22 protein-coding genes are annotated in these 21,029 nt (G+C 43.6%); 8 read left to right on the top strand and 14 right to left on the bottom strand.

Annotated features, from left to right (window positions below; genetic code table 11):
- Window positions 1-3: 3 nt before the first annotated feature.
- From L4D74_RS12890 to L4D74_RS12870, 5 genes are all read left to right on the top strand, one after another.
- Window positions 4-1,266 (top strand): efflux RND transporter periplasmic adaptor subunit, encoded by a 1,263-nt coding sequence (locus L4D74_RS12890; RefSeq protein WP_428752479.1) that lies wholly within the window; start codon window positions 4-6, stop codon window positions 1,264-1,266.
- Window positions 1,259-1,942, top strand: a complete 684-nt coding sequence (locus L4D74_RS12885; protein WP_428752478.1) for an ABC transporter ATP-binding protein — start codon at window positions 1,259-1,261, stop codon at window positions 1,940-1,942. The genes L4D74_RS12890 and L4D74_RS12885 overlap by 8 nt, the downstream gene beginning before the upstream one ends.
- Window positions 1,933-3,219 carry a radical SAM protein gene (locus tag L4D74_RS12880; protein WP_428752477.1) on the top strand — a complete coding sequence of 429 codons (1,287 nt, stop codon included), beginning with the start codon at window positions 1,933-1,935 and terminating at the stop codon, window positions 3,217-3,219. Before L4D74_RS12885 ends, L4D74_RS12880 begins: the two co-directional genes overlap by 10 nt.
- Window positions 3,220-3,600: 381 nt before the next feature.
- Window positions 3,601-4,665 (top strand): DUF1254 domain-containing protein, encoded by a 1,065-nt coding sequence (locus L4D74_RS12875; RefSeq protein WP_428752476.1) that lies wholly within the window; start codon window positions 3,601-3,603, stop codon window positions 4,663-4,665.
- A gap of 102 nt (window positions 4,666-4,767) precedes the next feature.
- Window positions 4,768-5,466 carry a hypothetical protein gene (locus tag L4D74_RS12870; protein WP_265677639.1) on the top strand — a complete coding sequence of 233 codons (699 nt, stop codon included), beginning with the start codon at window positions 4,768-4,770 and terminating at the stop codon, window positions 5,464-5,466.
- A 157-nt stretch (window positions 5,467-5,623) separates the two neighbouring features.
- Here the strand turns inward: L4D74_RS12870 and L4D74_RS12865 are convergent, their stop codons facing one another.
- Window positions 5,624-7,105 carry a carboxypeptidase M32 gene (locus L4D74_RS12865; protein ID WP_428752475.1) on the bottom strand — a complete coding sequence of 494 codons (1,482 nt, stop codon included), beginning with the start codon at window positions 7,103-7,105 and terminating at the stop codon, window positions 5,624-5,626.
- A 251-nt stretch (window positions 7,106-7,356) separates the two neighbouring features.
- On the opposite strand from L4D74_RS12865, the gene L4D74_RS12860 reads away from it, so the two are divergent.
- Window positions 7,357-7,992: a LysE family translocator gene (locus tag L4D74_RS12860; protein ID WP_428752474.1), complete on the top strand. Its 636-nt coding sequence runs from the start codon at window positions 7,357-7,359 to the stop codon at window positions 7,990-7,992.
- Between the two features lie 54 nt (window positions 7,993-8,046).
- On the opposite strand, the gene L4D74_RS12855 is transcribed toward L4D74_RS12860, so the two are convergent.
- From L4D74_RS12855 to L4D74_RS12825, 7 genes are all read right to left on the bottom strand, one after another.
- Entirely contained in the window at window positions 8,047-8,295 is a 249-nt protein-coding gene (locus tag L4D74_RS12855) for a hypothetical protein (RefSeq protein ID WP_428752473.1), read from the bottom strand.
- 279 nt (window positions 8,296-8,574) lie between these two features.
- A complete protein-coding gene (locus L4D74_RS12850) occupies window positions 8,575-8,841 on the bottom strand; it encodes a DUF2960 domain-containing protein (RefSeq protein ID WP_250619056.1) in 267 nt (88 codons plus the stop codon).
- Window positions 8,842-8,868: 27 nt separating this feature from the next.
- Window positions 8,869-10,653 carry a bifunctional molybdopterin-guanine dinucleotide biosynthesis adaptor protein MobB/molybdopterin molybdotransferase MoeA gene (locus L4D74_RS12845; RefSeq protein WP_428752564.1) on the bottom strand — a complete coding sequence of 595 codons (1,785 nt, stop codon included), beginning with the start codon at window positions 10,651-10,653 and terminating at the stop codon, window positions 8,869-8,871.
- Window positions 10,654-10,795: 142 nt separating this feature from the next.
- Window positions 10,796-11,380 carry a molybdenum cofactor guanylyltransferase MobA gene (mobA, locus tag L4D74_RS12840; RefSeq protein WP_428752472.1) on the bottom strand — a complete coding sequence of 195 codons (585 nt, stop codon included), beginning with the start codon at window positions 11,378-11,380 and terminating at the stop codon, window positions 10,796-10,798.
- On the bottom strand, window positions 11,358-12,095 hold the full coding sequence (locus L4D74_RS12835) for an energy-coupling factor ABC transporter ATP-binding protein (protein WP_428752471.1): 738 nt from the start codon (window positions 12,093-12,095) through the stop codon (window positions 11,358-11,360). The genes mobA and L4D74_RS12835 overlap by 23 nt, the downstream gene beginning before the upstream one ends.
- Before the next feature lie 145 nt (window positions 12,096-12,240).
- On the bottom strand, window positions 12,241-12,942 hold the full coding sequence (locus tag L4D74_RS12830) for an ABC transporter permease (RefSeq protein ID WP_250619059.1): 702 nt from the start codon (window positions 12,940-12,942) through the stop codon (window positions 12,241-12,243).
- Window positions 12,942-13,775, bottom strand: a complete 834-nt coding sequence (locus tag L4D74_RS12825) for an ABC transporter substrate-binding protein (protein WP_428752470.1) — start codon at window positions 13,773-13,775, stop codon at window positions 12,942-12,944. The genes L4D74_RS12830 and L4D74_RS12825 overlap by 1 nt, the downstream gene beginning before the upstream one ends.
- A 243-nt stretch (window positions 13,776-14,018) precedes the next feature.
- Here L4D74_RS12825 and L4D74_RS12820 point away from each other — a divergent pair, with 243 nt between their 5' ends.
- Window positions 14,019-15,479 (top strand): sigma-54-dependent transcriptional regulator, encoded by a 1,461-nt coding sequence (locus L4D74_RS12820; RefSeq protein ID WP_428752469.1) that lies wholly within the window; start codon window positions 14,019-14,021, stop codon window positions 15,477-15,479.
- A complete protein-coding gene (locus tag L4D74_RS12815) occupies window positions 15,469-17,526 on the top strand; it encodes a sensor histidine kinase (protein WP_428752563.1) in 2,058 nt (685 codons plus the stop codon). Before L4D74_RS12820 ends, L4D74_RS12815 begins: the two co-directional genes overlap by 11 nt.
- Window positions 17,527-17,573: 47 nt before the next feature.
- On the opposite strand, the gene L4D74_RS12810 is transcribed toward L4D74_RS12815, so the two are convergent.
- From L4D74_RS12810 to L4D74_RS12785, 6 genes are all read right to left on the bottom strand, one after another.
- A complete protein-coding gene (locus L4D74_RS12810; protein ID WP_428752468.1) occupies window positions 17,574-18,050 on the bottom strand; it encodes a hypothetical protein in 477 nt (158 codons plus the stop codon).
- A 7-nt stretch (window positions 18,051-18,057) separates the two neighbouring features.
- The gene (locus tag L4D74_RS12805; RefSeq protein WP_428752467.1) at window positions 18,058-18,471 is read right to left on the bottom strand and encodes a hypothetical protein; all 414 of its coding nucleotides are present in this window, start codon (window positions 18,469-18,471) and stop codon (window positions 18,058-18,060) included.
- Between the two features lie 10 nt (window positions 18,472-18,481).
- A complete protein-coding gene (locus L4D74_RS12800; protein WP_428752466.1) occupies window positions 18,482-19,003 on the bottom strand; it encodes a hypothetical protein in 522 nt (173 codons plus the stop codon).
- A gap of 2 nt (window positions 19,004-19,005) precedes the next feature.
- Window positions 19,006-19,461 carry a hypothetical protein gene (locus tag L4D74_RS12795; RefSeq protein ID WP_428752465.1) on the bottom strand — a complete coding sequence of 152 codons (456 nt, stop codon included), beginning with the start codon at window positions 19,459-19,461 and terminating at the stop codon, window positions 19,006-19,008.
- 2 nt (window positions 19,462-19,463) lie between these two features.
- On the bottom strand, window positions 19,464-19,814 hold the full coding sequence (locus tag L4D74_RS12790; protein ID WP_265677043.1) for a hypothetical protein: 351 nt from the start codon (window positions 19,812-19,814) through the stop codon (window positions 19,464-19,466).
- A gap of 107 nt (window positions 19,815-19,921) precedes the next feature.
- On the bottom strand, window positions 19,922-20,959 hold the full coding sequence (locus L4D74_RS12785; protein ID WP_428752464.1) for an AraC family transcriptional regulator: 1,038 nt from the start codon (window positions 20,957-20,959) through the stop codon (window positions 19,922-19,924).
- Window positions 20,960-21,029 lie beyond the last annotated feature (70 nt).

Genomic DNA, 21,029 nt, shown 5'->3' with positions numbered 1-21,029 from the left:
GCTATGGACACTTATATTCCTCAAAAACGTATTCATCTCAAGTCATGGTTTGTCCTTCTTTCCATTGCTTTGCTCATTGCGATGTTAGTTTGGTTAGCTTGGAAGTTTCGACCTAATAATGAAACTATTCGCGTTCCAGATACCGCCGTGGCCATGCATCACGTCACAAGATCAGTGGTCAGTGAAACGATTCACGCCCGAGCCATCGCCATCCCTAGCAGTAGCCACGTTCTTACAGCGTTGTCCGGTGGAAATGTCACCCAGATCAATAGGACTGCGTCAGAGTCGGTACTAAAAGGAGACGTGATTGCAGAGCTCAGTAATCATAATCTTGTCATGGAAACTTCGTCTCGAATTTCGTTCATCGCTGAGCAGATCTCAAATCTGCGTAGCCTGAAATTATCCATAGAAAGTCAGCAACTCAACAGCCAGCTTGATTACAGTGAGGCGAAATACAATATGAACATACTGTCTAGAGAGTTAGCTAAAAAAAGAATTATCTCTAGCTCTGGCTACATTGAAGAGAATCAAATCCACAATTTAACCGACAAGCTGGAACACTGGCAGACACGATACAAGCTGCTACGTGAATTCCTAGGTTCGGAAATGAAAGCGTCGTCACAACACGTACAAGTAATTGATACCTCCATCGAGGAGCTATTTGAGCTGAAAGCCCTCGTTTCACAGGGGCTAGATCAGTTGGTCATACGGTCTCCCTTTAATGGTGTGGTCTCAGAGCTAGATATTAAAATAGGGCAGAATATTGCTACGGGACAAACCATTGGGCTAGTTGACCAGCCAAGCACCTATCATTTGGAAGCACAAATTGGTGAATATTATTTGCACCAAATTCATGACACATCATTGGTTACAGCAACGATCGATGGCAAGCCATATGCTCTCACAGTCAAACAGACTTCTAAGCTCGTGAAAAATGGCAAATTCAAGGTCAAGTTTGAATTTAAAGATCTCAAACCTGACACCCTCACTCGGGGTCAATCTATCGCGGTGAATATTCAAACCACTTCGCCAGATAAAGCTTTCATTACCCAAGAAAAAGCCATCGTCAACGAAGATGGACATCAATACCTCTATCATTTCGATCCAGCGACGCGGATCGCTGTGCGCTCAAAGGTAAAAGCTCGCCGGCTAAGTAATAAGCAAGTCGAGCTGTTTGAGGGGGTAGACCGCGAAATGATCGTGATTACTCTCAATAACAACACCTACACTCACTCTGCATTTATAAAGGTTGCTGCTAATGATTGAACTGGCTAACGCGACGAAACATTTCCAAACCGATACGGTTCGTACCACTGCTCTAAATGATATTGATTTGACGATAAATAATCATGAGTTTGTCTCTATCATGGGTCCGTCTGGTAGCGGAAAGTCAACATTGCTTAATGTTTTAGGACTTTTTGAAGCGTTAGATCAGGGCTCATATACATTGGATGAGCATCAGGTGTCTCGAATGAGCAACACCAATATAGTAAGGGTTCGACGAGCGACATTGGGTTACGTTTTTCAATCTTTCAACCTAATCCCGCATCTATCGTCACTTGAAAACGTTGAACTTCCTCTGTTGTATCGAGGATACAACCCAGTGCAAGCCAAATCGATGGCCAAGAAAAGTTTGCAAGATATTCAACTTGGTCACCGATTGAACCACAAGCCTTTCCAACTTTCAGGCGGGCAACAGCAACGCGTCGCCATTGCAAGGGCCTGTGTGAGTCAGCCCAAACTGATTCTTGCAGACGAACCTACGGGTAATCTTGATAGTGAATCCGGTAAGGTCGTGCTAGAAACTTTGCGCAAGATTTATCACAACGGGGCAACCATTGTCATGGTGACGCACTCAAACCACGCGGCGAATTACGGGACTAAACAACTGACTATGCATGATGGTGAAATCGTAGAGGAAAGAGTTAACACATGGCAATAGATAATCGGCTAATTGACCCTGACAACCTTATCGCACTGGCAAATAAGGACTATAAAAAGCTTGCTGCCCATATCATAGGGTCTACCCCAAAGGAGAACATGCTATCAGTCGACGAAGTGATAGAGTTTGACAGAATTAATCAGAATGTTACGTCGTCACGTGCGGTAACAGGTAATAAACTCGTGGCAATCGTTAAGGTGACACGTAAGTGCAATCTACGTTGTAAATACTGTGTATCGTGGTCTGATCGACCGGATGCAACCATGAGTTTCTCAACCATGGTTACTATGGTCAAACGGCTTTTGTCTACGCCTAATATTGAGCGCTTTGAGTTTATTTGGCATGGTGGCGAAGTCACCTTATTAAAACCAGAATTTTTCAGAAAACTCATTTGGGTTCAACAGACACTGAAAACCCCAAACCAACAGATATCTAATAGCATTCAGACTAACGCGCTCAGTATGTCAAATGAATGGATCACCTTTATAAAAGGCATTGGGCTTCCGGTAGGCGTCAGTTTTGATGGTTCGCCAGCTATAAATGATCGTCGACGTGTTGATATTAATGGTAGAGGCTGTAGTGACAGGATCATCCGAACGCTCAATAGACTTAAGCAGCATCATATTCAATATGGTGCGCTGATGGTGGTCGATAGAGAAATCACGACGTGTGAAATTACCCCTATGTTAAGTAACCTTGTTGCCGCCAAAATAGATAATGTCGAGTTCTTAAACTATGTACCGAGCAATACACAAACTTCGGACATCGAGCAAGACAAACGATTTATCACCTACAGAGAATACATTTCATTTCTTAGCGCAGTATTCAAAATATGGTGGCAGTCATTCAGAGACGAGCTTTCCATCCCATTGTTTGAAGATATTGTTGCCTACCTGACTCAGGAAACCTCGCAACATTCTCAATGTTATTGGGATCAGAATTGCGCTCGAGAAATCATCACCGTAGAGCCTAATGGCGATATTACAGCTTGCGACAAGTACCTTGGCACTCCGGGCTCGGTTTATGGCTCGATATTAAAACATGATTTGGCAACGCTTTATGAGCAGTCAGAGTTTCACAACGATATGATAGTAGAAGAGCAACACAGTTTACGCGCACTCAAATCATGTGAATGGTTTCAGTTTTGCCGTGGCGGGTGTTCTCATGACAGGATTAACTCTCTAAAGTACGATAGTAAAGCCAGTAAGACCTGCTGTGGGTCAAGGGAGCTATTCAATACCGTCGCTAAATATGCTTCTTTAGCGCGAGAGGCGTAATTTACAAACCCCGACGACTGCTAGACCAAAACGTGTGAAGATCCATAGTGCCTCATCTTTCTGATGGGGCTTTTTTATATCTATAGAAGGTTCGACAATGATCCGCATATTTTGAAAAGAGTTAGCTCACGCTCCGTTGTTGCAGGCAAATGATATGCCCTTTGTTATTACCTAGGTGGATATCAGCTATGAGAACTAATGATTTCCAGTAATATCATTAACAGGTAACAATACGATTAAGAAATGCGTTGTTTTATCAACTCGATAATAGTTCAACTTACTCAAGGATAGACATCGTGACTCAATTCAAAGCGGTAAAAATGTTTCGCTGTTTTGGGTTTGTCTGTGTCGCCTTGTTGCAACACAAATAAGGTATGCATTATGAAAAAACTATTAATAACCGTACTTACTCTTGGTTTTACTGGTTCAGCGTTCGCAGCAGTAGGAGGTACAGACAGTTTCACTGGTGAAAACGGCCTTAAATATTTTGAAGACAAAAGCGCTTCGTCTGAGGTTGTTACGGTACGAAACTATGCACAAGCTGAGTCTGAGCGTAACTTCTTAATCCAACAGGAGCGCGTTGGCATTAACAATTGGCTACACTACCGTGAGCCTACACCAGTTGATAAGCAAAATGTGGTTCGCATGCAAAAAGACACGCTGTACTCGACCATTTTAGTCGATACGACGAAGGGCGCTGAGATTACGCTTCCTGCGGTTGAGGAAGGGCGTTACCTGTCATTACAGCAAGTCGATGGGAATCACTTTACTCGTCATCTAGCCTACGGGGGTACTGAACCCAATATTGTCGAGATCAAAGGGTCTACACCGTACGTATGGATAGTCGTTCGCTTAGGTACCGATGCGACAGAAGCTGACATGGAAAAAATGCGCGAGGTACAAAACAACCTAGTGCTTAAAGCGGGTTCCGCAGTACCTTTCGTTCCTGTGAACTACGAGACTAAGTCATTTGAAGCGACTCATCACGAACTGTTGGTCAGCGCTTCGAAAGGGATTAACAGTTTTAATATGTTTGGCGCGTCCGATGAAGTTGATGCTTATAAGCACCCAATTGGTGCCGCTATGGGCTGGGCTGGCGCTAACACCGTAGATAACGTCTATCAAGCGGCCAAACAAAACACCAATATGCAGTGTCAGGTCCTTACTTTCGATGACCCTAAGAACGGCGCATTCTGGTCACTTACCGTGTACAACAAAGACATCTACATGTTTTCTGAGAACGCGAGTTTGAACTCTTATACCGCCGAACCTAATGCCGATGGAACATTTACCATCCACTTTGGTTGTGAAGGTAAGAAGAACAATATTGATATTAACAACGACACAGGCGCCTGGAACTTAATGATGCGTCATTACCAACCTAGTGAGATTGTTAAATCTGGAGACTTCAACGTGTTAGATGATTTGAAAGTACTAGATGACTAGAAAGTACTCGATGACTAGAAAGTACTCGATGACTAAAAAGGCGACATGATTTTGAAAGTGGGTGGTAAATAAAGCCACCCACTTTTGTTCTGGGTGAAGGTAATGAAAAAACGAAAATTAGCATTATTGGTGGTGACTATTGTGTCACTGTCTGCACTCGCTAAAGATGTAGACATGAGCGATCCAACGGCAGTGTACTCAAGCGTAGGCGGTACCTTGTCTCAGAATTACGGCGCTAACGGTGAAGAGACAAACGGCGACGTCTCTGTTGGTGTGGGTTGGGGTAAAAATCTATTATCTATCGAGTCCAAAGATAGTTTGGATAGCATCAACACTCGTTACGCTCGAATGGGAGTAGTTGGTGATCTTGGGGTGTACTTTGACAATACGATAACCACTGCCAAGGTACTAGGTGAGGAGGAGTACCATGGCTATACAGCATCTTTAGGCGCAATTTATTCTCTAAAACTTAACGACACCCTACAATTATACCCAATCGTGACTATTGGCAGTGCAGGTGAGTTGGGCGGAAGCCATCACAGAGCAATTTACACCGTCGGAAGTTATAATCGTATACAACTGGGCAATGGCTGGTCAGTCGGTCTAGATCCATTCTATACGGTGGTTGATGGAGAGAAAGAGGATAGTTTTAAATTCGATACTTTTGTTAGCTATCAATACAAGAGCCACCAATTCCGACTAGGCACCACAAACCAGTGGCAGCAAGCGGAAGAGTACGATTACAGTACATCGATAGAAACAGGTGGTGAGGTTTATTTCAAATACAAATATGCGTTCTAGCACGGAAAACGCACTCCCTAAATGCAGCGCTAGATACTCTAACCACTGGCTTCATAGGGCGTTTAGTAAACGTCATCAGTTAGGTAATTTGAGTACGAACCGCCCTACAAACGTAGCTATTGTGATGGGGAGCAATAGCTACGCTGTTATCTTCACCTTATAAATAACGATTTCGGAGGTGATTCTCAAAATGATGCGGGTTAAGGGTATCGCCAGTTGCCTGTTTAACTAATTCGTCTGTGGTTAAGAGGCTCGCTTTACTCCAGATATTTTCAGACAACCAAGTAAAGATTGGCGATAGTTCCCCTGAGCGAATGGCGTCATCTACATCCACGGTTTTTTTCATCGCTGCCATAAATTGAGCCGCGTACATAGCCCCAAGTGTATAAGATGGGAAATAGCCAAATGCGCCGTCGGTCCAATGGATATCCTGCATACAGCCATCTTTATAGTTATCTTTTGTCGATAAGCCTAGATATTGCTGCATTTTGTTATCCCAAAGCTCTGGAATGTCTTTATAGCTAATTTTACCGTTCATTAAATCGCGCTCGATTTCGTAACGTAGGATGACATGAGCGGGGTAGGTCAACTCATCCGCGTCTACGCGAATATAACCGGGCTGAACGCGGGTGTAGATTTTCTTCAAATTGTTTGCTTCAAAGACGGATGGGTCATTGCCTTTAAAATGTTGGCGTGCAAGTGGCGCAAGGTTAGCAATAAATGGGTCACTACGCCCTAGCTGCATTTCAAAAAACAGCGATTGAGATTCGTGAATGCCCATAGAGCGAGCTTGTCCAGCCGGCAAACCAGCCCATTGTCGAGGCAAGCCTTGCTCATAACGAGCGTGACCCGTTTCATGGACAATTCCCATTAGAGATTGCACGAAATCTTGTTCGTCATAGCGAGTGGTAATACGAACGTCTTCCGGCACTCCGCCACAAAATGGGTGAGAACTAATATCGAGTCGGCCATGTTCAAAGTCAAAGTTCAGTAACGACATTACCTCTAGGCCTAGCGCATTTTGCGCTGAGGTAGAATAGCTTTCATTACTAGTATGAACGGATTCTTGTTTTTGTTTGTCTTGAACTTGTTGGGTAAGTTCTGGTAACCATGAAGTCAGGTCACCAAAAATACTATCTAGCTGCTCAGAATTGACGCCTGGTTCGTAGATGTCCAGCATAGCATCGTACGGTGTTAGGCCAGCTACCTCACCACGAATTTTCGCTTCTTGCTGTGAAAGGTTGACCACTTCTTCGAAGTTGTTACAAAAACCAGACCAATCGTTCGCCCCACGCTGCGTTCGCCAAGCGTGTTCACATTTTGAACCTGCCAATGATTTAGCTTTGACCAAGTCTTCCGGCACTACGGTACTTAGCTGCCATTGCCTTTTCATTTCTCGTAAGCTGGCATGCTCAGGCGCAGAGAGGTTTTCGTCTTGGGCTTGGTTAATTAAGTCAGAAAGGTGCGGGGCGGTAGACAGTTGGTGGATGTGTAAGGACAATTGCGCCATGGCTTCAGAGCGAGCTTGGTTGCCTCCTGAAGGCATCATCGCGGCAGCGTCCCATCCACAAATTGCAGAGAGATGATTAAAATTTGCTATTGTTTTGTAATGTTCAACGAGTTTATTGTAGTTTTCCATATTACGTAACCTTCCAAGCGAACGATGTTGCTAAGTTAACATTTACAATAGATTACGAAAAGATTTAGCGAACAAGTCGGTCACTTTTTCTATTTAGCACTTTAACGAAGGCGCTTAGTCGGATCCGCGAGTGACTATTTATGTTTATTTGCTACCGATTAATTGTCTATTTACTGCCGATTTAGTAGCTATTAGGTTGTGCTTGAGTCAAAATCCACTTTACCCTTGATGAACATGAAACAGTGGATGTTATGTATTTCCTAAATGTAGAAGCTTTCCTTGTCGCTATTGTTATCCTCACCATGACTCCCGGGCTTGACACTGCGTTGGTTATAAGAAATACCTCAAGAGGAGGTTTTCAAGATGGCGCGATAACAAGTTTAGGCATTTGCCTTGGACTGTTTGTCCATGCGACGTTCTCCGCTTTGGGGATCTCTGTCATATTGACGCAGTCTGCCGAGCTGTTTTCATTAGTGAAAGGTGTTGGTGCACTGTATTTAATATGGTTGGGCATTTCGAGTTTGCGAGCGCTACGAGCAGCAAAAGGTGTTCCTATTGCTGAGACAGCCTCACAAGGTGTGGGTACGTCAATATCGCTCAGAGAGGGCTTTCTCTCAAATGTATTGAACCCTAAAACCGCGGTCTTTTATCTGGCATTTCTGCCGCAGTTCATCAACCCTGAGTATTCACCGTTTGCACAATCAATGGCAATGGCGTCGATTCATTTTCTTATTGCGATGTTATGGCAGTGCAGTTTATCGGGTATGCTCAATTCGGCTAAATCGCTGCTAAAAAGTGGTCGCTTCATGCGCTGGATGGAAGGGACCACCGGATTTGTATTGATTGCTTTAGGGATAAAACTGCTTGTCGAAGAACCGGAAATATAATCTGAAGCCCACTTAACTCGCGCAATTATTGGCTCTGTACCATCATATACGTTATCAAGATTGTTGCTTGGCACGTTGCAGTGACTGCTTGATAGTGAGTAACTCATGTTGCGTGACAGTGGGTGAATTTAGAACATATTCATCAAAACACTGATAAGAGAGATTCTCTTCGTCAATGGCTTTACAGAAATTTCGAGCATCCGTGTTGTGTTGGTATAACGCTCGTTCGCTTGCTAATTGGTTCTGTGTTGCACAGCCAGTGAGTACAAAAAATATGACGCTTAATGATAATAACTTAAACATGTGATCCTAATTGACTAACTTAACTTTCGTTATTGTAATCTTCTATAGGGTATTTAGTTGCCATTTCACGCCAAAAGTTCCGTTGCGTTTAGCATTTTTGTTTCGATTGAAAGAGATGGGACTGCTGTTCAAGAAAAGGGATAGTGCTTGTTGAGTCGATGTAATCATGGCGACACATCATTTTCAATGAAGGGGAACTTGTGAAGAGAGCAAGCTTAATCGCGACGTTTCGCATAACGGTGATTGCCGCGATTAAGCTAGATGGTATACACAAAGTGGCTATTGAGGCTTTTTACCTACACCATGGTTTTCTTTTTGGGCGAGCGTCAATTTAGTAAAACCAAGTTTACGAAAGTGATTATCACGGTAGTTACGCACCGACTTTGTATCAGAAATTGCTTCGATTTGTTGTTCCATTTTTAGAAACTCAGTCAAATCGATACCTTCAGCTTCTGCCACCGCTTCATGGATGTTGCGATGCTGTTGATAAGAAAACGTCAGTGTTTTGTCTTCGTCTTTATATGTGTAAAGAATGGTACGAGCCATAATTTGCTACCTGCTGAAAATTTTACGCTAGATTCTGCCTTGAAGTGGGACAATTGTCACGCTTTCACCGGTTTTTACTGTATCGATATTCGGAGATATCTCAATGAGACAATTTGCTTCACTCATTGAACGTAAGATCCCAGAGCCTTGTTTGCCAGTCGTTCGCACTGTCAAGTGACCAGTTTCTTCATTCATAGTGTAGACACCTCGGCTAAATTCGGTGCGTCCTTGGCGTGAACGAAGCGGCATTTCAGCGACAGCGCTTGCTTTGAAAGGCAAAAACTCTGCGATACCCTGCATTTTTTTAATCGCCGGCTCCACAAAATTAATGAACGATACCATCACCGCGACAGGGTTACCCGGTAAGCCGAAAAACGGTTTACCATTAATATGGCCGAAGGCGAGGGGACGACCTGGTCGCATGTTTATGCGCCAAAAATCAACATTACCGCTTTTTTCAAGTACATCTTTGATAAAGTCAGCATCACCAACAGAGACTCCACCGGACGTTACCACGAGATCCGCTGACTCACTGGCGTTTAAGATAGCGGCTTCCATGACAGATTCGTCATCTTCAAGAATTCCGAGATCGACAATATCGCAACCGAGCTTTTGAAGCATTGCCATAATGGTAAAACGGTTCGAATCATAGATAGAATTTGCTTTTAAAGGGCTGCCAGGCGCCTGTACTTCATCGCCAGTAGAAAAGACGGCGACTTTAAGTTTACGTTTTACTTCAACCTGGCCAAATCCAAGTGATCCTATCATGCCAAGCTCTGGGGCTTCAATTAAGGTACCTTTCTCAAACACCGATTGTCCGATGGCAAGATCTTCGCCAGCTTGTCTGACATTTTGACCAGGTGTAATAGCAGCATTACCAAAAGAAACTTTGCTGTTAGCGTGCGTTGCTTGCTCACGCATGACTACCGTATCTGCACCTTTTGGCATCGGCGCGCCAGTCATGATCTGAGCCGCATGACCTTGCTGCAATATACCGTCAAACGCGTGACCTGCCATGATACTAGCAACTACATCAAATTGCTGCTGACCATTGTTTTCAGTTGGTAAATCTTCAGCACGCAGTGCAAATCCGTCCATTGCTGAGTTGGTGTAGGCTGGCACGTTAATAGGGGAAACGATATCTTGCGCGAGTACGCGGCCATACGCTGACATGAGCTCGACATTTTCAGTCATGGCTGCTGATGAAACTGCCTCTAGTATTTTCTGCTGTCCTTGTTTGACCGACAGTAAGGCAGGCGACAGCGTATCGCAGCAACTTGCGGCTACTTCAGTTTGTGCAGTTGGCGCTAGGTATTCGATGATAAACTGAGTGATAGCATCTAAGTCATTAATGTCCATAGTAGGTAATGACACGTCAAGCGCGCTATCGCTTGCGACGGCAATAATATTCTCGTCACTGGGATGAAGCCAAGGTTTACTCAATTCTTTTCGGTTCAGCTCAATCTTCGGAAACGCGATATTCTTACATCCTTCCACCAATATCACGTCGAGTGCTTTATGGTCAAAACGGGAGAGTAAGTGTTCGAAGTTCGCTTCTTCCTCTGGCGTCTCTGTCATTAAGGCATGACGATAGCGGGAAGAGATTAACATTTGGCTCGCGCCAGCTTTGCGTAAGCGGTAGCTGTCTTTACCGGGTTTATCGACATCAAAATTGTGGTGTGCGTGTTTTAGTACACCAATTCTAAGCCCAGTAGCGGTTAATTTCGGCAATAAGGCTTCTAATAATGTTGTTTTACCTGTGCCGCTGTATGCAGCAAAACCGAGAAGTGGAATGTTGTTGATAGTTTTTATGGTCATAACAAACTCTAATTTCGATGGTTTTCGTAAGCCGCTCTGTAGGAAGGAAACGTCAGCCATTACGTTGGGCAGAAGTCCTTATTTTTGAAGCGACGTAGCTCTATTCAGTTTTTGCGTTAATCAAAGAAGGTTTTGCTCAATGGTTCGCAGCCAAGCGAGCAAGTTCTTCTGGTGTATTAAGGTTAACAAAGCAGTCAGGCGAGTCAGAAAAGTCGACATAATCGGTGTGACAATCTTTATAAAGGAGAATGATTTTCCGATCGCCCCTTTCTAAAAATGCTTCTAGCTTGGGAAGTACCCGTCGATGAAACATCGTAAAGACGGGCTGATGAAATTCACCATCGTGCGCAACAAGAATATCCGAATTTGGCGTGACCTTGTCACAAAATCGAGAAATGAGTGATGAATCGATAAAAGGGCTGTCACAAGGTACAAAGCCGACCCAGTCAGTATTTGCAGCAAGAAGGCCTGCGTGAATGCCACCTAAAGGGCCGGGATAGTCTGGGAAGGTGTCACTAATTACAGGGCCATATTGCGTGTAACGGTGATGGTTTCGGTTGGCATTAATCGTGATGTTATTGGTTTGAGACGACAATTGTTGTAATACGTGCTCAATCAATGGCTTGCCATTGAACTCGATGAGCCCTTTGTCATTTCCGCCCATGCGTGAGGCTTGTCCTCCGGCGAGGATAACCCAACTAGTCTGCGTTGGTTGCAGCATAAGTACTCTCTTGTTTGATATCGCTTTTATGGATAGTGCTTTTATCGATAACTTGTAGCAAGGGCGATTCTATCAAGGTACAGTCTTTTATCCACCACTGTTTTCGGCATAACGCCGTGAGTTTATTGGCTTGGTGGCTTGTGACGACAATACTAGAGCCCAAGTCCAAAAGATTTTGAGCCATAATGACTAAGCGTTCGATCGATTCTTGGTCAAGGGAAGCACTAGGCTCATCCATTAGCAAAATCGAAGGTTTGAGCACCCAAGCTCTTGCCATTGCAACCCGCTGTTTTTCGCCGCCTGATAGTACAGAAACATGTTCGTCAGCAAGCGTTTCTAACCCTACAAGTCGCAGTGCGGCGATAACATCGGCACGTTTATCGTGGGCGTCCTGTCGGCGGTGCTTTAAGCCGTAAACAACGTTTTGATAAACAGTGCCATCGAACAAGTACGCGGATTGATGCAAATAAATGACGTCTTTTCGACCTGACCCAGACCAAAATCGGCTTATAAAACCTCCTTGTTTCGGGGTGATTTCACCGCTACTAGGTTTTAACAGGCCAGCTAAAATTTTCAGTAGGGTCGTTTTACCTACTCCATTTGCCCCTTTGAGGTAGACGGCATCATTGGGACCAATACTTAACTCAGGGATATGGAAAAGCACGCGAGTATTGAAGCGCATGGAAATCTGCTTAGCTTTTAATTGTATTGTCATTATTTTTGTAATCCTAAAGCAGAGCCTTTAAATAAGTATAGTGGTGAATGCTAATTCGTAGCCACCTTCGAGCCCTGAATGTTCAGGTGTTTCGAAATAATATTGTTTAACGAATATGTTATTCATGAAACAACGCATAGGGGCGTTAATGGGTTCGCAGCACCCCTTTGCCTCTCATAGACGAAAGCATGAAGTTTAAAACTAACGCCAGAAGTAATAGGACAATCCCTAACGCTACACCTTGAGCAAAAGCGCCTTTATGACTTTCCATTGCGATAGCGGTAGGGATATTTCTAGTGAGTCCCATAATATTTCCCCCAACCATCATTGAGCATCCCACTTCTGTGACGATGCGGGAAAATCCAGCGACAACAGCTGCTAGTAATGGGAAACGAGATTCCCATATGAGAGTCATCAACGTACGAGTTCTCGACACCCCTAGAGTAATGGAGGTTTCCATTGCTCTTCGGTCTGTGCTTTGTAAAGCACCGTGCATCATAGAAACCAGAACTGGAAAGCAAATTAGCATTTGCCCTATGATCATGGCTTTTTGGGTAAACAGCATTTGCCAGTCACCTAATGGACCTGAGCGAGAAAGCAGCATGTAAAGCAGTAATCCGATGACCACAGTAGGGATAGCTTGTAGCGTATTAACTAAAGATAACAGCATCCATTTACCGGGAAAGTTACTATAGGCGAGTAGGTAAGAAAATAAGATAGCTGGCAAGACCACCAAAGAGACGGCGGAAATAGAGACACTAAAAGACACTGCGACAATTTTCCACAGCTCTCGGTCTAGGCTAAATAGGAGGCCAAAGGCCTCCATGGTCGTTTCGGTAATACTCATTAACGATTGGATTTCTCTGCATTGGCAACAAACAACTGTTCACCCATTTTGCGATAGCTGTTAATCATTGTCTGACCTTTGTCTGAAATTAGCCACTGACTTAGTGCTTTCGCTCCCTCGGTATTTAGTGTTGGGAAGCGAGTAGGATTAACCAAAATGACTTGATAAGGGTTAAATAGCTGCTTATCTCCTTCAAACAGCACCGCTAAATCGAGTTTCGCTTGGTAGGCAAGCCAAGTTCCACGGTCCGTCATGGTGTAGCCCTGCATCTCGGACGCCATGTTGAGTGTTGGTCCCATGCCTTGTCCAACAGAACGGTAACCTCCAAAGTTTGGTTCAATTTTTGCCTGCTGCCAAATTTGCAGCTCTTTCTTATGTGTGCCGGAATCATCGCCTCGTGAGATGAAAATAGCATTGGTTTTGGCGATGCTATCGAACACTTGGTCAATACTTTTTTGGTCATGTACGTTGGCTGGATCTTTTTCAGGGCCGACGATAACAAAGTCGTTGTACATTACTTTGTGTGGCTCGATGCCGTAACCTGCTTCTACAAATGCAGCTTCTGCTTTAGGCGCGTGTGTCATGACAAGATCCACATCGCCATTTTCGCCCATTCGAAGAGATTTTCCGGTACCAGCGGCAATAATATCCACTTGGTATCCTGTTTCTTTCGTAAATTCAGGTAGTAGGTAGTCTAATAAACCAGAATGATATGTGCTTGTGGTTGTCGCAAGTCTGACGTGAGGCAGTTCGCTTTGAGGAGTCTCTGCATAAGCCGATACAGAAAGTACTGCCACGGAAAGGGCTGAAACCATCAAATGAGGGAGCTTCATAATGTTATCCATTTTTGTCTATTTTTATAGGAGAGCGTAATGCTCGGGGTGACACAGCATATTAAGCAAAGACAATGCCATAATTTTTATAGGAAAAAAGTGGCAAAGTGCGACATTTTGCTAAATTTTCCGAAAGGTAAACTACAATTAATTTGAGCTGGGACAAAATGTCGCAATATTAATGAGGATGTTTTGACTCAGGTTGGTACACTCTGTCTCAAATAGGAATAATAACAAGTATTTATGACATTTTTTGACTCTTCTGAAAACTCCCACGCGCAAGCGTCCCCTTATCTTGCCTTTTCGGCCCTTGTCGTTGACGATGAAGTTGGCATGCAAGCGGTACTAAAAAAAGCGCTCGGCAAAGCTTTTGGTCATGTTGACACTGCCGGTAGTGTGGAGGAAGCAGAAGCACTGCGGCTTAAGAACCACTATGATTTGATTATCCTAGACATAAATTTGCCGGGACGTTCAGGTATTGAGTGGGAAGAAGCCTTCAATGATGCGGATCGCAAGGCCGATATCATCTTTATGACGGGTTATGCTGATTTAGAGGTGGCCATTAGCGCACTTAAATTGGGCGCGTCGGATTTTATTTTGAAGCCATTTAATCTTCAACAAATGCTTCAAGCTGTTAGCCGTTGTATGGACAAGCGTTCCGCTGAACGTGTTACCGCAGCATTAAGTCATGATATTAACCGCCGAGTTTCCAAGGAATTAATTGGCTCCTCTATTAAAACCACGCAGCTTAAACAACTCATCAGTCAATTTGCGCCCTCAAAGGCGTCGGTGTTAATAGAAGGTGAGTCAGGTACAGGTAAAGAGTTAGTGGCAAGAGGGCTACATGATGCCAGCAAACGAAAGGGGCCTTATGTGGCGATTAACTGTGGCGCATTAGCACCAGAGTTACTGGAAAGTGAACTGTTTGGTCATGCGGCAGGCGCGTTTACTGGCGCTAAGAAAAGTCGTGAAGGGTTATTTAGAGTGGCCAGTGGCGGCACATTGTTTCTAGATGAAATTGGTGAAATGCCATTAGCTATGCAAGCATCATTATTGAGAGTGCTTGAACAGCGTACTGTGAGACCCGTTGGTACTGAGCGAGAAATCAGTGTTGATGTTCGAATCGTCGCAGCCACCAACCGAAATCTACAACAAGAAGTTGAAGACGGTAAGTTTAGGCAAGATCTATTCTATCGTTTGAACGTGTTAAAGATCGAAGTTCCGGCATTGCGCACACGACTCAGCGACTTGAACGAGTTAGTCCCGTATTTAACAAGGATGTTGGCGAAAGAGTTGGGCGTTACCGAGCCAAACTGGGCGCATGAAGATATGTATGCCATGCAAGATTATGATTGGCCGGGTAATGTACGAGAACTCAAGAATATGTTAGAGCGCTGTATACTGCTTAGTAAGCCGCCAGCGCATTACTTTAGAGAGCTAAATGGCCCCGTAGTCAGCGCTGCGATAACGTTATCATCCAATGATATCACCACGCTACCTGCAACAAGCGGATCTGGTGAGTCTCAATTTGGCTATCCAGATTCATGGTCCTTAAAAGATGTTGAGAAGGCGCACATACAACAAGTCATGGATTTCCATTCTGGTAATAAGTCTGCTGCGTCTCGTGATTTAGGCGTCGCGAGGAAAACACTAGAGCGTAAGTATAAGGAATGGGATGAATGCAGGCTGTCGAATGAGGATTAATAGTTATTTAGTCAGCCGATGGCGATTTCGTACTCAGACAATGGTGCGTTATCGACTATTGTTTCTTACGTCTGCCCCCATTGTCCTTACCCTAATTGCCATGTTCGCGATTACAGCCTATTGGTCTATTCACTATACATGGCAAAGCGCTTTGGTTGATGTTGGTGAGCGGCTGAATATTGTCACCGACAAGCTGGATAGCTTACAAAATGAGCAGCACGAACACCTACAGGCGTTCTCAGAGTCGTATGAGTTTCGTACGCGGCTTGCTCATATACAGTCTTCTCAAGAGTTTGATGAATGGGTTAAGTTGCAAAACTCGCGTTATCAACTCGATTTTTTACGCTGGATTCCAATTCAAAGTTTATCCAATATAAAAGGTACCGTTAATCCACAAGCCGACTCTCGTCACTATCAAAAGATGGCGAGCCAACGATCTTTTTTTGATGTATTGAAACGTGAAGATGCTTTTGCTTTAGAGCCTCAAGTTGCTGAGCATTCTGAGGTGCGCCATCAGGCGACGCAAGCATTAGAAACGCGTTCGTTGGTTAGCCGCTCGGTAATTATGATATTTGATGATACGAGTAACGTGGTTGGTTATCTTGATGGTGGGGTATTGCTCAATAATAACCTTGAACTTGTTGACAGCATTCGGGACACCATTTACTCAGAAACAAGCCAAGCTCGCCATGTTAAGGGTACCGTAACCATCTTTTTAGAAGATTTACGGGTGGCGACGAATGTTCCGATTGAAGCGTCATATCAAGGTCGCCGAGCAATAGGCACTATCGTCTCTGACGAAGTACGCAAAAGTGTCCTTGAACAAGGACAACGTTGGATCGATAAAGCCTATGTCTATGATACTTGGTACATTGCCGGCTATGATGCACTACGTGATATGGATAATAATATTGTCGGTATCGCTTATACTGGCTACCGAGCATGGCCATTGCTAAAAACCTATTTAACCAATGTCGGTGAGGTGACTGCCATCATCGTCACTATATTATTACTGTCTGGATTTATTGTTTACCGCGGTGCGCGTGGTCTTTTTAAACCCATTGAGCAAATTCACCGAGTGGTGAAAATGGTACAGCTTGGTAAAGACGAAGAGCGTATCGGTGATATTGGATTAGATAGTCAGCACGAGTTAAGTCAACTTGCTCGGCAATTCGATAACATGCTTAATCAGTTACAATATCGCAATGAGCAAATTCAAGAAGCCGCTCATGAGCTAGAAGCTAAAGTGGCGTCAAGAACCGCGAGTTTGAAGGACAAAACTGAGCAGCTAGAGCTGCACATTCACTTGTTGAATCAAACCAAAGATAAGCTAATTGTTAATGAAAAACTGGCGGCTTTGGGGGAGCTAACGGCAGGGATTGCTCATGAAATTAACAACCCTACCGCTGTAATTTTAGGTAACGTGGAATTGCTAAAATTTGAGCTTGGTGATGATGTTAGCGCCGTTGAAGAAGAGGTGGACGCGATCTTAGTGCAGATTGACCGCATTCGAAACATTACCCGAAGTTTACTGCAGTATAGCCGACAAGGTGGCGTGCAAGATGAAGTGACCTGGCAGCACGTTAACCCCATTGTCGATGAGAGCGTGACTCTCGTTCGTACGGGTTCAAAGAAGCGAGATGTCGAATTTTACGTGGACTTACATGCGAAAACACCAGTAGAAATTAACCGTCACCAATTGCTGCAAATTTTGGTTAACCTGCAAATGAACGCGATACATGCGATGCAGGGCAAGGGGCGTCTTACAGTATTAAGTGAAGACTGGATTGAAGGAAGCGAAAAAATTGGCGCATTAATTCATATTATCGATGAAGGTTGTGGAATTTCAGATGCTAATTTGAAGCGAATCTTCGACCCATTTTTTACCACTAAGCGCGACGGTACTGGATTGGGTTTATCCGTATCGCAAAGTATCTTGAGTCAAACAGGTGGTGAGATAAAAGTAAAATCCGAGCTAGGTAAAGGAAGCCAATTTACCTTGTACTTACCAAATAAAACCGATCATCATCTACTAGTTAGCAGTTAGCAGTTAGCAGTTAGCAGTAGGGCAGTCATGGTGGCTTGGCTGCCTTACTATCTAACACATTCAGTACTCCATTCTAGCCGCATAACGAGTTCACCTGCGGGGACTTGGGATTCATCAAGGTTAATACGAGCCCAGATCTTAACGATATTATCATGAGCGAGTTGTTGTTTATCTAGCACAACTCCGTCTCTCCAATACTCTATATCGCCTTCATAAGTTTGCGGTACCTCAACTTTAAATCGAATAAGATCTGGCGATAGTCGAGATGCCCATTCGCCAAAATCGGCATAATTTAATTTGAGTCGTATTTGTCCTCGTTCAATGTTGTTCTCAACCTCTAATTGTATCGCTCGACCCGAGTAATACTGTCCAAAGGAAAGTTCGCCGCCACTATCTATCACTTCAATACCACAGCGCTCAGGAACGTGAGCTTTGAAATGCAATTCACCGGGGGCTGCCATCGTTTCACTAAGTGGCATCAGCATACAAACAATAGTAAGGGAAAAAAGTAGATTTTTTATCATCGATGTATCACACCATTAGCTGAACAAGGAAATCGCGCACCGCTTCATCCAATTCAGCTAACTCACTACGAACGCTATCACGATCCTGATCTACTACATACATGGTTTTAATGACCACGTTTTTGTGGTCATATTGATATTGAATTACAGCGTCGCAATGAACGGTTCGTTCGCCTAAGGTGTCGACAGTTCTCGTGTAATTGACACGGCTGGTTTGTTGGGCGGTTTTTATTAATGTCCAATCTAGAAATTCACTATTTGCTAATGCGTCAAACAGTCGCAGTCCATGAGCGTTCAATGCACCTTGGCAAACCAATTGATAATGGGCGGTTTGCTCAGGTGGAAGTACCTGAGCGTAACTATCAAACGTAATTAATGAATTAAACGTAAGCAATGAACTAAACAGTAACGTGTTTTTCAAAATATTCCCCTTAAGAAATACAATAAGCCGTCCATTCTGTCTCAAGTACGATGTCCTCTTTCGCTACCGCATCGGCTTCGTCGAGATCGACTTTGGCTTGAATTTCGAGTTTATGCCCTCCGCCAAGATCATCGTGATCAAAGGTTTGCCCTACTAACCAATCAGATACGGAACCTTCTTTGGTAATATCCCCAGAAACCTTAAAGTGAAACAATCGATTATGAATAGGTGCAAAATAGTCTTCATCATCGAAGTCGATATCAGTGAGTTTTAATTGAACTTGACCATCATGGCTGTTGTTAATAATTTTAATTTCTGCGGCTTCTTGCCCATAATCTCGAAATCCTAGAGTACCATTTTCTTTTTCTACTTTTATTCCACACTGAGACTCGACATTTGCTCTAAAATACACTTCTCCAGTATCGTTGCTATCGGCATAGCTGTAGCTTGTGAATGTGAGTAGAGATGTGGCAAGCAAGCTTAGAGTAAGGGTAGGAACGCTCACTTTTTTTGTATTGCTATTTATAGTCATGTTTACTCCGCAAATGACGTGTTGGTTTGTTTCATCTGTAATAGCCGCTGCTTCTCTGCTGCTATTTGTAGTAGTTTCAGTTCATGCTCCGCTTGAGCGAGCTCTTCTTCACGTTTTCGCTGTAGCATTTCATAGCGATACAACTTGGTACAATCAATACGATCCTCTCCACCAAACTGAATAGTGACCGCGGCGTAAATCCCTTTATCATCTTCATTGTAATAATTATGGTAAGGGTCATAGCCGCTACCATCGTTGTATTGGTTATCGGCACCGCTGCTTCCATAGGTTCCTACTTGAAATGTTTTACCTGTAGATACGGCTTGTTCACAACTTGCGCCGCCGGAAGTGCGAATCCTGTCGGTACCCGAGGGGTTTGATACCGACGGAATAGGGTTAGCAAAGGCAGCGTTTGATAGAACGAGCACGCATAAAACCAAAAAATGTTGGAATTGCATAGTCAGTACCTTTTAAACGTCAGTTGGGTACAGACTTCATACGTATTAGGTGAATCAGACACCATCTTGGTGCAAATGTATTTCTCTGACGTGGTACCCGAAGGGGTGTTAACCGTGACGTCGAGTTCAATTTCTTCGTTAGGCTTCAATGGGATCTTCTGAGGAAAGACTTTCTTGTCGATTCTCAGAAAATAATTGGCATTGATGTTTGACCGGTTCAATAGCGTGAATTTGACTTGAGTTTTGTCTGAGTACGCGTCAAATGACGTGTTTTTCCACTTGTGTACATTGGCTTGAGTTACGAATGATGTGGTTAGCATCAGTAAACCGATGGATGGTATTAAAAGTCGCATTTCATCACTCTTTATTTGAATTAATAGTGAATATTAATGCGACACCGGATAGATTAATTACCATTTCATGCCATCGAAGAAATAATAGCGAATAGGTAAAGGTGGGATTAAGGTTGGCGATGAACCTTATTTAGGCTGAGAATTGTTTTTTGATATAGCTTTGGTGTTAGACCACTGATTCTTTTAAAAGCACGGGAAAAATGAGAGATATCAGAATACCCGAGTTGGTTTGCAACATGTGTTAAAGAAAGTTCTTCTCCCATCATTTCAACAGCGACGGTGAAAAGAAGGTTGTCTTTTATGTGTCTAAAGTTTGTTCTCTCTTCATTAAGGCGTCGTTGTAATGTCCGTGGAGTCATGCGCAGCAGTTTTGCTGCTTGTTCGAGGGTTAAATTGTGCTCACGAACATAAGGAAGTAGGGAAGTGAACACCTTGTCGGTAAAGTTGGCGTGCCAAGTCACTAGCGGTTCTTGTTTGGCGATATCTTTACTAGTGATTCTGACGCTTTGCTTGAGTATATCGTCATCGATCAAAATCGCCATTTTATCATTGCCAACGAAGTATTGGATGTCTTTGCCAATGGTCAAATTAAACACATCGATATTGCTTGATTGAAGCTTCACTTGTTTAGGTGACCAATTTGTTTTGGTTAAAGCGCGGATAAATTCAATCGCATACATTAAGGCAAAGACTTCAGACCATAAGTAAAGTTCGTTGTCTTCAAATGGCTTATAACGCAGATACCAAGTTCTGCCGTGCACTTCTTCTACACCTGTCGTCGTGCCGACAGTATCGTATTGATAGATCATATTTGATGAGATAAGTGCTTCTTTTACTGTAGAAAATTCTTGAAACTCCCCTAGTAATTTAGGTACTAATTTTTGCCTAATTGCCACTTTTAGCAACTCGCCAAAATTTGTTGTACCTAATTGATGCGCCGACAAAAACAGCAATCGGCGAATGGGCTCAACGGGTAAAAACTCACTGTCTAAATCGTGAAGATCGGGTGGCAACCCTGACTCATGAATAAGCTGGTGGGCGTCGTAATGGTTTTCCGCAAGCAGCTCGACGATAATCCGAGCATAGCCTGATTTAATCATGGGTACGGGTTCAGTATTTTTTGTCTCACTGAGCGTCGATGTCATCGGGAGTGTTCCTTTTACTAATTTCCCACGTTAATGACTATAAGCATCGGATGATTGGCGCAATATGGCA

Source organism: Vibrio cionasavignyae (assembly GCF_050337155.1).
GTDB classification, from domain to species: Bacteria; Pseudomonadota; Gammaproteobacteria; order Enterobacterales; family Vibrionaceae; genus Vibrio; species Vibrio nomapromontoriensis.
This window is presented reverse-complemented; position numbering and strand designations above follow the sequence as displayed.

Coding starts and splice junctions, on each gene's coding strand:
- L4D74_RS12890 (WP_428752479.1), top strand. CDS start 4: ATGGACACTTATATTCCTCAAAAACGTATTCATCTCAAGTCATGGTTT.
- L4D74_RS12885 (WP_428752478.1), top strand. CDS start 1,259: ATGATTGAACTGGCTAACGCGACGAAACATTTCCAAACCGATACGGTT.
- L4D74_RS12880 (WP_428752477.1), top strand. CDS start 1,933: ATGGCAATAGATAATCGGCTAATTGACCCTGACAACCTTATCGCACTG.
- L4D74_RS12875 (WP_428752476.1), top strand. CDS start 3,601: ATGAAAAAACTATTAATAACCGTACTTACTCTTGGTTTTACTGGTTCA.
- L4D74_RS12870 (WP_265677639.1), top strand. CDS start 4,768: ATGAAAAAACGAAAATTAGCATTATTGGTGGTGACTATTGTGTCACTG.
- L4D74_RS12865 (WP_428752475.1), bottom strand. CDS start 7,105: ATGGAAAACTACAATAAACTCGTTGAACATTACAAAACAATAGCAAAT.
- L4D74_RS12860 (WP_428752474.1), top strand. CDS start 7,357: ATGTATTTCCTAAATGTAGAAGCTTTCCTTGTCGCTATTGTTATCCTC.
- L4D74_RS12855 (WP_428752473.1), bottom strand. CDS start 8,295: ATGTTTAAGTTATTATCATTAAGCGTCATATTTTTTGTACTCACTGGC.
- L4D74_RS12850 (WP_250619056.1), bottom strand. CDS start 8,841: ATGGCTCGTACCATTCTTTACACATATAAAGACGAAGACAAAACACTG.
- mobA (WP_428752472.1), bottom strand. CDS start 11,380: ATGCTGCAACCAACGCAGACTAGTTGGGTTATCCTCGCCGGAGGACAA.
- L4D74_RS12835 (WP_428752471.1), bottom strand. CDS start 12,095: ATGACAATACAATTAAAAGCTAAGCAGATTTCCATGCGCTTCAATACT.
- L4D74_RS12830 (WP_250619059.1), bottom strand. CDS start 12,942: ATGAGTATTACCGAAACGACCATGGAGGCCTTTGGCCTCCTATTTAGC.
- L4D74_RS12825 (WP_428752470.1), bottom strand. CDS start 13,775: ATGAAGCTCCCTCATTTGATGGTTTCAGCCCTTTCCGTGGCAGTACTT.
- L4D74_RS12820 (WP_428752469.1), top strand. CDS start 14,019: ATGACATTTTTTGACTCTTCTGAAAACTCCCACGCGCAAGCGTCCCCT.
- L4D74_RS12815 (WP_428752563.1), top strand. CDS start 15,469: ATGAGGATTAATAGTTATTTAGTCAGCCGATGGCGATTTCGTACTCAG.
- L4D74_RS12810 (WP_428752468.1), bottom strand. CDS start 18,050: ATGATAAAAAATCTACTTTTTTCCCTTACTATTGTTTGTATGCTGATG.
- L4D74_RS12800 (WP_428752466.1), bottom strand. CDS start 19,003: ATGACTATAAATAGCAATACAAAAAAAGTGAGCGTTCCTACCCTTACT.
- L4D74_RS12795 (WP_428752465.1), bottom strand. CDS start 19,461: ATGCAATTCCAACATTTTTTGGTTTTATGCGTGCTCGTTCTATCAAAC.
- L4D74_RS12790 (WP_265677043.1), bottom strand. CDS start 19,814: ATGCGACTTTTAATACCATCCATCGGTTTACTGATGCTAACCACATCA.
- L4D74_RS12785 (WP_428752464.1), bottom strand. CDS start 20,959: ATGACATCGACGCTCAGTGAGACAAAAAATACTGAACCCGTACCCATG.